Origin of the sequence: Streptomyces sp. 8K308, from assembly GCF_004348315.1 — a bacterium.
Classification (GTDB): Bacteria; Actinomycetota; Actinomycetes; order Streptomycetales; family Streptomycetaceae; genus Streptomyces.
Genome location: NZ_SMKC01000337.1, coordinates 1 through 7,509 on the forward strand (window position 1 = coordinate 1; position 7,509 = coordinate 7,509).

Annotated in this window: 7 protein-coding genes and 1 pseudogene; 4 read left to right on the forward strand and 4 right to left on the reverse strand. The window is 75.8% G+C overall.

The genetic code is table 11. The annotated features are described in order from the left end of the window. A partial coding sequence (locus E1265_RS30310) for a methyltransferase (RefSeq protein WP_207931272.1) occupies positions 1-1,011 on the forward strand: 1,011 nt, incomplete at its 5' end. 28 nt (positions 1,012-1,039) lie between these two features. Here E1265_RS30310 and E1265_RS30315 read toward each other — a convergent pair. Further along, complete coding sequence (locus E1265_RS30315; RefSeq protein ID WP_132934185.1) at positions 1,040-2,986, reverse strand: NAD(P)-binding protein; 1,947 nt, start codon at positions 2,984-2,986, stop codon at positions 1,040-1,042. 292 nt (positions 2,987-3,278) lie between these two features. On the opposite strand from E1265_RS30315, the gene dhaK reads away from it, so the two are divergent. The 3 genes from dhaK to E1265_RS30330 are packed head-to-tail and all read left to right on the forward strand — an operon-like array spanning position 3,279 to position 5,341. Then, positions 3,279-4,271 (forward strand): dihydroxyacetone kinase subunit DhaK, encoded by a 993-nt coding sequence (gene dhaK / locus E1265_RS30320; RefSeq protein ID WP_132934179.1) that lies wholly within the window; start codon positions 3,279-3,281, stop codon positions 4,269-4,271. 40 nt (positions 4,272-4,311) lie between these two features. Further along, entirely contained in the window at positions 4,312-4,935 is a 624-nt protein-coding gene (gene dhaL, locus E1265_RS30325) for a dihydroxyacetone kinase subunit DhaL (protein WP_132934180.1), read from the forward strand. Beyond that, a complete protein-coding gene (locus E1265_RS30330; RefSeq protein WP_132934181.1) occupies positions 4,928-5,341 on the forward strand; it encodes a PTS fructose transporter subunit IIA in 414 nt (137 codons plus the stop codon). Before dhaL ends, E1265_RS30330 begins: the two co-directional genes overlap by 8 nt. A 21-nt stretch (positions 5,342-5,362) precedes the next feature. Here the strand turns inward: E1265_RS30330 and E1265_RS30335 are convergent, their stop codons facing one another. The 3 genes and pseudogenes from E1265_RS30335 to E1265_RS30345 all read right to left on the reverse strand — a co-directional run. Next, complete coding sequence (locus E1265_RS30335) at positions 5,363-5,854, reverse strand: NUDIX domain-containing protein (RefSeq protein ID WP_132934182.1); 492 nt, start codon at positions 5,852-5,854, stop codon at positions 5,363-5,365. Next, positions 5,851-6,663: an aspartate/glutamate racemase family protein gene (locus E1265_RS30340; protein WP_132934183.1), complete on the reverse strand. Its 813-nt coding sequence runs from the start codon at positions 6,661-6,663 to the stop codon at positions 5,851-5,853. Before E1265_RS30340 ends, E1265_RS30335 begins: the two co-directional genes overlap by 4 nt. Continuing rightward, positions 6,660-7,509, reverse strand: a pseudogene (locus E1265_RS30345) (Tellurium resistance); the annotation flags it as partial. The gene E1265_RS30340 and the pseudogene E1265_RS30345, both read right to left, overlap by 4 nt.

The window sequence follows — 7,509 nt, forward strand, 5'->3', positions numbered from 1 at the left end:
CCCACCACCACCGCCACCGCCACCGCTGCGGCCGACTTCATCGCCCAGGCCAATTCCCTGTGCGACGCGCAGGCCCTGCTCACCGCCCTCGACCTCGACCTGTTCACCACGCTCGCCGCCGGCCCCGCCGACCTGGAGTCCCTGCGCGCGGCGCTCGGCCTGCACGGCCGGGGCATGGCGGACTGGCTCGGCCTGCTCGTCCACACCGGCATGCTGGAGCGCGAGCAGGACCGCTACCGCAACTCCCGGGTGGCCGACATCTACCTGGTGCGCGGCCGTCCCTCCTACACCGGGGACGTGCTGCGACGCCGCATGTTCCCGGCCCTGTCGGCGCTGACCGAGTCGCTGCGCACCGGCGAGCCGCACGGCAGCGACGAGTTCACCGACACGGTGCACCGCCTCGACGTGGTGCGCCAGTTCGCCAACCAGATGGACTTCATCACCGACTCCCTGGCCGGGCCGCTGATCGACGCCTACGCCGACTGGGGCCGCCACCGCACGGTGCTCGACGTGGGCGGCTGCCGGGGCGGCGTCCTCACCCGGGTGCTGCGCGCCCACCCGCACCTCACCGGCCGGGTCTTCGACCTGCCGATGATGGCTCCGCTCTGCGCCGAGCAGGCCGCCGCCCACGGGCTGCGGGCGCGGATGTCCTTCCACCCGGGGGACTTCTTCGCCGACCCGCTGCCCGGGGCCGACGTGGTGATCATCGGCCACACCCTGGTCAACTGGCCCCCCGAGCGGCGCGGCTTCCTGCTGCGCGCGCTCTTCGAGAGCGTCAACCCAGGCGGCGTCCTGCTCGTCTACGACCGCATGCTCACCGGCGCCGTGGACGAGACCGAGCGCCACAACCTGCGGGTCAGCCTCTCCATGCTGGTGATGACCAGGGGCGGCTCCGGCTACCCGCTCGACGAGCTGCGGGCGCACGCCGCGGCGGCCGGCTTCACCGCCGTGACGCACCAGCCGCTCGGCGAGTACGACACCCTGGCCGTCTGTCACCGCGCGGCCGGCTGAGGCAGCGGAGCCGGGGCCCGGCGCGCCGTCAGCGTGCGCCCGGCGCCGGCCGGTGCCGGCCGAGCAGCTCGGCTAGGCCGCGCCGGGTGGCGGCCAGCACCACCCGGTCCTCGGGGCGCAGCACATAGCCGGGGTGCAGGTCCCACAGCAGTCCGGCACCGTCCCCACGACCGGCGCCCGGCGGGCGGGCCGTGAGGTCCGGGTGCCGGTCGTCAGGCGCCCTGGTGTCCAGCGCGATCACCCGCCAGGCGCCCGGCCGGTTGGCCTCGGCGACCGTGCGTCCCTCGAACTCCGCGTGTCCGCCGACCTCGACGGCGGCGAACAGCAGCACCCGGCGTTCGACCGGCATGGCGCCGAGTATCTGGCGGCCCATCATGGCCCCCGCGAAGGCGGGCGCGGCCAGCGACGAGACGCTGCGGCTGCGGGTGAGCGCCCCCGGGTGCGCGGCGCGCAGGGTGCGGTAGACGGCCGTCGCGAAGTCGTCGTCGTAGAGCCGCAGCGCCACCCGCAGGTCGGGGCGGAGCGAGCGGGCGTAGAGCGCGGCCTCCAGGTTGGTGGTGTCGGAGCTGGTGAGCGCCAGCAGGGCACCGGCGCGCTCGACCTTGGCGGCCTCGAGCACGCCCTCCTGGGTGACGTCGCCGAGCACCACGGGCACCCGCAGCCGCCTGGCAAGCGCCACGCCGCGCGCCTCGGGGTCCTCCTCGACGCACACCACCGGGATGTCGAGTTCCTTGAGCCGGCCGAGCACCCGGGTGCCGATCTTGCCGAGGCCGAGCAGCACCACATGCCCGGAGAGGCCGCGGGACGGGCGACGCAACGCCGAGGTGCCCCGGAAGGCGCCCAGCGCCTCGAGCGCGCCCGCCACCAGGATCGGCAGCAGCGCCAGGCCGACGAGCCCGGACAGCAGCTGCAGCACCTGCCGGGGAGCCGGCTCCCCGATCGCCGGCTCGTTGATCGCGAACAGGTCGAGCACGATCAGGTACGTCGCGTGCACCGGCTCGTCCGGCGTGGTGAACAGCGAGGTGACGGCCAGCCCGCACACGGCGAGCACGACGCCGGCGACGGCCCAGCGCAGCCGGCGCGAGAAGATCTCCGCGAGCGGTGCGGCGGGCATCACGCGCCGGGCGGGCCTCGGCCCGGCGTGCGCGACGGTCTCCAGCACCATCGTGCCGCGCCCGGTGGCGGCGGCGACCGTCTCCCCGTCGGGCAACAGCTGCGGAGCGCGGGATCCGCTGCTGTCCGAACCCTCCGCGCCCGCCGGGTCGTTGGTCGTGGAGGACAGCAGCGCCAGGGTGCAGAGACCCGGGTCGGCGAGCTGTCCTGGGCCAGGCGGCGGGCGCTCCACGGCCCGCAGCAGCAGCCCCTCCGCCTCGACGATCTTGCTGGTGCCGGCAACCGCGGTGGCGGCGAGGGCGGGGGCCGCCGTGTCGGCGTCGGAGAGGATGGTGGTGGCGGCGTCCACGATCTCCCGGTCGGCCTCCGGCAGGGCGACCGCGGCCGCCTGGTCGAGCAGGCGCGCGAGGTGGTCGCCGAGCTTGCGGTTGTAGAGGCGGATCACCAGGCGCAGCCGGGGATTGAGCCGGCGGGCGGCGAGCGCGACCCGGATGTTGGCCTCGTCGTCCTCGTAGACCAGCGCCAGCGCCGTGGCCCGCTCGGCGCCGGCCCGCCGCAACACCTCATCGGTGGCCTCCGCCGCGGCCATCTCCTCGATGGGCAGCGGGATCTCGCCGCTCGAGTCGTCGATGCGGCGGGCGAAGACGCCGGTGTCATCCGGGGTGGCGCCGGAGCCCGGCCGGGTGACGGCGGCGGTCACCCGCCGCAGCAGGGTGGCGGCCCTGGCCCGGCCGGGCGTGGGCGAGGGCGCCCCCTCGGTGCCCGGCGCCGGCGGGACGACCAGGGTGACCCGCTCCCGGTAGACCTCGTGCAGCTCGGCGGCGAGCCTGGCCGCCAACGCGTCGTCGCCGCAGACGATCATGTGTCCGGGCGCGCCGTCGCGCCGGCTCTGCTGGGGAAGTGACGTCACGGGCCAAGTCTGCCCCGAAACCCTGTCAGTTCCCCAACTCGGTGCGGGGCTTACCCCTTGGACCGCGCCGATCGTTGGCACCGGCCACCACACGGGGGCGCGGCACCAAATCCCGCCGCACCTGAGCCGCACCGCCGGTCCGATGGCGCGCCGTTCAACAGCGCAAAGGCTGCCGATATCGGGCGCGGGTCCGTACGCTGGCCCCCACGGAGAGCCGTGCGCTTCAGCCAGGGAGGACAGCCCGGTGAGGATGCTGATCAATGGGCCCGAGCGGGTCGTCGGCGACGCGCTGCGCGGGATGGCGGCCGCACACCCCGAGCTGGCGGTCGACGTCGAGCGCCGGGTGATCACCCGGCGCGACGCCCCGGTCGCCGGCAAGGTCGGCCTGGTGTCGGGTGGCGGCTCGGGGCACGAGCCGCTGCACGGCGGTTTCGTCGGCCCCGGCATGCTGGACGCCGCCTGCCCCGGCGAGGTGTTCACCTCGCCCGTGCCCGACCAGATGGTGCGGGCCGCGTCCGCCGTCGACGGCGGCGCCGGCGTGCTGTTCGTCGTCAAGAACTACACGGGCGACGTCCTCAACTTCGACATGGCGGCCGAACTGGCCGAGGACGAGGGCATCGAGATCGCCAAGGTGCTCGTCGAGGACGACGTGGCGGTCACCGACAGCCTCTACACGGCCGGCCGGCGCGGCACCGGCGGGACGCTCTTCGTCGAGAAGCTGGCGGGCGCCGCCGCCGAGGCCGGCGCCCCGCTGGCGCGGGTGGAGGCCGTCGCCCGGCAGGCGTCCGAGTCCTCGCGCAGCTTCGGGGTGGCGCTCAGCGCGCCGACCACCCCGGCCAAGGGCAGCCCCACCTTCGATCTGCCGGCGGCCGAGTTCGAGCTGGGCATCGGCATCCACGGCGAGCCGGGCCGCGAACGGCGGCCCGTCATGACCTCGGCGGACATCGCGGACGTCACGGTCGACGCGCTGCTGACCGACCGGCAGCCGACCGGGCCCGTGCTGGTGCTGGTCAACGGGATGGGCGCCACTCCCCTGCTGGAGCTGTACGGGTTCAACGCCGAGGTGCGGCGGGCGCTCGGAGAGCGCCGGGTGTCGGTGGCGCGTACCCTCGTCGGCAACTACGTGACCTCGCTCGACATGGCGGGCTGCTCGGTGACGCTCTGCCAGGTCGACGAGGAGCTGCTGCGGCTGTGGGACGCCCCGGTGAGCACGCCGGGGCTGCGCTGGGGTCGTTGAGCCGGGCACGATCGTGCAGCGAGCGGTGGGAGGAGCGCGAGTGACGCGAAGGGACGCGGAGTTCATCCGGCGCTGGCTCGGCGCGGCGGCCGAGGCCATCACCCGGGACGCGAGCCGGCTGACCGAGCTGGACTCGGCCATCGGCGACGCCGACCACGGCAGCAACATGCGGCGCGGGTTCACGGCGGTCGTCGCCGCGCTGGCCGACGAACCGCCCCCGGCCCCGGGCGGCACCCTGCTCATCGCCGGCCGCACCCTCATCTCCACGGTGGGCGGCGCGTCCGGGCCGCTGTACGGCACGCTGCTGCGCGGCGCGGGCAAGGCCCTCGGGGACGAGCCCGCGGTCGAGGACGGGCGGCTCGCCGAGGCGCTGCGCGCCGGCGTGGACTCGGTGGCCAGGCTGGGCGGCGCCGCGGCCGGCGACAAGACCATGCTGGACGCGCTGCTCCCTGCGGTCTCGGTGCTGCCTGACTACGCGGCGGCCCGGCTGGCGGCCGAGGAGGGCGCGAAGGCGACCGTGCCGCTCCGGGCCCGCAAGGGGCGGGCCAGCTACCTGGGCGACCGGAGCATGGGACACCTGGACCCGGGCGCGGCGTCCTCGGCACTGCTGATCGTGGCGCTGGCCGAGACGGTCGCGGCGGACGAGGGAGCGGGAGATGGCTGAGGAGCGGCCCCTGGTGGGCATCGTGCTCGTGTCGCACAGCGCCGAGGTGGCCGAGTCGGTGGCGCGGCTGGCGGCCGGCCTGGCCGGCGGCGGCGCGCTGGCGCCGACGGCGGCGGCCGGTGGGCGGCGCGACGGCGGCTTCGGGACGAGCTCCGAGCTGATCGCCGAGGCGGCGCACGGCGTGGACCGGGGGGCGGGCGTCGCGGTGCTCGCGGACCTGGGCAGCGCGGTGCTGACCGTACAGGCGATGCTGGCGGAGGGCGACGAGCTGCCGCCGGACACCCGGCTGGTGGACGCGCCGTTCGTGGAGGGCGCGGTGGCCGCGCTGGTGACCGCCTCGGCCGGCGGCGACCTGGCCGCCGTGGCGGCGGCCGCCGGCGAGGCGTACACCATTCGGAAGACCTGAAGACCTGGGGACCCGGCGGTCTCAGTCCTCGGCCGCCGGCACCGGGGCCGGCTCGAACCAGGTGGGGCCCTCGGAGAGGGCCAGCTTGATCCGGGTCAGCGAGGGCTCGCGCAGCGGCGGCAGCGCGTCCGGGCTGAACCAGCCCACCTCGAGCGACTCCTCGTCGTTGACCCGGGCCTCGCCGCCGACCGCGCGGCACAGCAGCGTGACGTCCATGTACTGGCAGCAGTCGCCGTTGTCGTACCGGATCGGGTCGAGCGTCTGTACCAGCAGGACCCGCTCGGCCACGCAGCGCACCGCGGTCTCCTCGTGCACCTCGCGGACCGCCGCCTCGGCGGGCTGCTCGCCCGGCTCCGGGATGCCGCCGATCAGCGCCCAGCCGCCGTCGTCGGCGCGCCGGCCGAGCAGCACCCGCCCCTGGTCGTCGAGGACGACGGCGGTGACGCCGGGGAGGAAGAGCAGCTGGTGGCCGATGCGGGTGCGCAGGTCGCGGATGAATCCGGGAGTCGTCATGGCACGAGCCTAGACGCGCGCGCGGCGGCCATGGCCGCGACCAGGCGCCCCTCCGGGTAGGCCAGGGCCACCTCGGGGAGGGCGGCGGGGCGGGTGCTGGCGAACACCTCGAGGGTGCCGCCGAGAGCCGCCGTCGGATTCGGGAGGAGGCCGGCGCGGCGCAGCGCCTGCGCGGCCACGGCGTCCGCCGAGCCGATCAGGGTGACCTCGGCGCCGGTGACCGCGGTGACGCGCCGGCGGATCAGGTCGGCGACCAGCTCGTAGTGGGTGCAGCCCAGCACCACGGTGCGGGTCTCAGGCGGGGTCAGCGCGGCGGCGGCCCTGACGGCGGCCTCGATGGCCTCCTCGTCGGCGCGCTCGACGGCGTCGGCCAAGCCGTGGCAGGGCACCCCGACCGCCGGCACGCCGGCCGCGTAGCGGTCGAGCAGGTCACGCTGGTAGGCGCTCTCGGTGGCGGCCAGGGTGGCCCAGACCGCGAGCGGCCGGCCGGCGGCCGCCGCCGGCTTGACGGCGGGCACCGTGCCCACCACGGGCACCGCCGGCTCCAGCTCGGCGCGCAGCTGGGGCAGCGCGCTCACGGTCGCCGTGTTGCAGGCGACGATCAACGCGTCGGGCGGGGTGGCGACCGCGGCCCTGGCCAGGGCCAGGGTCCGCGCGGTGATGTCCGCCGGGGTGCGCGGGCCCCAGGGCATGCCTTCTGGATCGTTGGAGATCACCAGCGAGGCGTCGGGCCGCAGCCGCCGGACGGCGGCCGCGGCGGCGAGCAGGCCGATACCCGAGTCGACCAGCGCGATGCGCGGTGCTCTCACTTGCGCCCCGGGGTCCACTGCATGCCGAAGCCGTACGCGTAGTCGACGGTCCGCTGGGGGCTGACGCCGCGCTCCGGCACCAGGTAGCGGGCCTCGCGCCGGACGATCAGCTCGCCGCCCTGGTTGGTGAGCTCGGCGAGCACGCAGACCGGGGACGGGACGGTGCACTCGTCGAGCGTGAAGTCGATCGGCGCGCCACGCTCGGGCGTGAGGGTGACGACGGCGGAGATGCCCTGGAAGCTGGCGGCCCCGGAGTACACGGTCACGAAGAGGACGACGCGCTTCAGCTCGCGCGCGTGGTCGAGGTTGATGGTCAGGTTCTCGCCGGTGGCGACGGCGCCGGTGCGGTCGTCCCCGTCGAGGTGGATGTACGGCGGCTGGTGGAGCGAGCCGAAGGCGTTGCCCAGGGCCTGGACGACGCCCTTGCGGCCGTCGCTGAGCTCGAACAGGGCGCACAGGTCGAGGTCGAGGCCGCCGCCCATGGCCTTGGACAGCCGCTCCCGCCAGCCCACGTTCTGCTGGCCGCGCTCCTGCCAGTTGAGGTTGACCAGCATCCGGCCCGAGGTCGCGCCCTGCTTGGCCAGTGAGATGGAGGGGGCCGACTTGGTGAGCGTGACCTTGCTCAGGTTGATGCCCCCGCCGGCCGGCGCCGGCGCCGCGGGCTGCGCGGGCTGGACCTGCGGCGGGAAGGGCGCGGCCGGCGGCTGGCCGCCGTAGGGCGACGGCGGCGCCTGGGGCGCGGCGGGCGCCGGCGCGCCGTAGGGGGAGGGCGGCATCGGGGCGGCCGGCGGCACCGCCGGCGGCTGGTTGCAGTAGGGCGAGGGCGTGCTGTACGGGGAGGACGGC

What these genes read in the sequence shown, in the direction of transcription:
- E1265_RS30315 (WP_132934185.1), bottom strand. Translation starts at nt 2,986, where the DNA reads ATGATCGTCTGCGGCGACGACGCGTTGGCGGCCAGGCTCGCCGCCGAG.
- E1265_RS30330 (WP_132934181.1), top strand. Translation starts at nt 4,928, where the DNA reads ATGGCTGAGGAGCGGCCCCTGGTGGGCATCGTGCTCGTGTCGCACAGC.
- E1265_RS30335 (WP_132934182.1), bottom strand. Translation starts at nt 5,854, where the DNA reads ATGACGACTCCCGGATTCATCCGCGACCTGCGCACCCGCATCGGCCAC.